This is a genomic window from Vibrio sp. 10N.222.49.C9 (assembly GCF_041474985.1).
Classification (GTDB): domain Bacteria; phylum Pseudomonadota; class Gammaproteobacteria; order Enterobacterales; family Vibrionaceae; genus Vibrio; species Vibrio crassostreae_C.
In genome coordinates this window covers 1-556 of sequence record NZ_JBFRVD010001438.1, presented here as the reverse complement: position 1 = coordinate 556, position 556 = coordinate 1, and the positions used below count along the sequence as shown (strand labels likewise).

The window sequence follows — 556 nt, the reverse complement described above, 5'->3', positions numbered from 1 at the left end:
CTTGTTATAGTTACAGTGAATGTAACAAGCACGCATAAACCAAGGAGGTTGTGTGGCAATACTGCGGATTTTCGACAAAAAAGAAAAATCTCGAAAGAAAAGTTCGACCTCTCCGGTCGACTCTAATATGGATAAACAAAGAAAATACGAAGCGCTCGTACGCGCTTATCATCGAGACCTATTTCGCTATGCATACTGGTTGTGCAAAGATCGCTCTGTTGCAGAAGATCTTGTGCAAGAAACCTGTTTAAGAGCATGGAAGGCATTGGACTCTTTGCAAGACGACAAAGCCGCTAAGTCTTGGCTCATCACCATACTTCGACGAGAAAACGCTCGACGTTTCGAAAGAAAGCAGCTTGATCTTGTTGATATAGATGATCCTGGCAACGAAGGGCACAGTAGCGATAATGGCTTTCATCAAAGTGAGTGGCTTCAAGCTCAGATAATGCGCCTTGACCTCGAATATCGAGAACCGTTGTTCCTGCAAGTAGTCGGTGGATTCAGCGGAGAAGAGATCGGTGACATATTAGACCTAAACAAAAATACTGTGATGACT

At 43.7% G+C, this 556-nt stretch carries 1 protein-coding gene; it reads left to right on the top strand.

Annotated features, from left to right (window positions below; genetic code table 11):
- Nucleotides 1-52: 52 nt before the first annotated feature.
- Nucleotides 53-556: sigma-70 family RNA polymerase sigma factor (locus AB4585_RS28650; RefSeq protein ID WP_372172172.1), on the top strand; the 504-nt coding region annotated here is incomplete at its 3' end.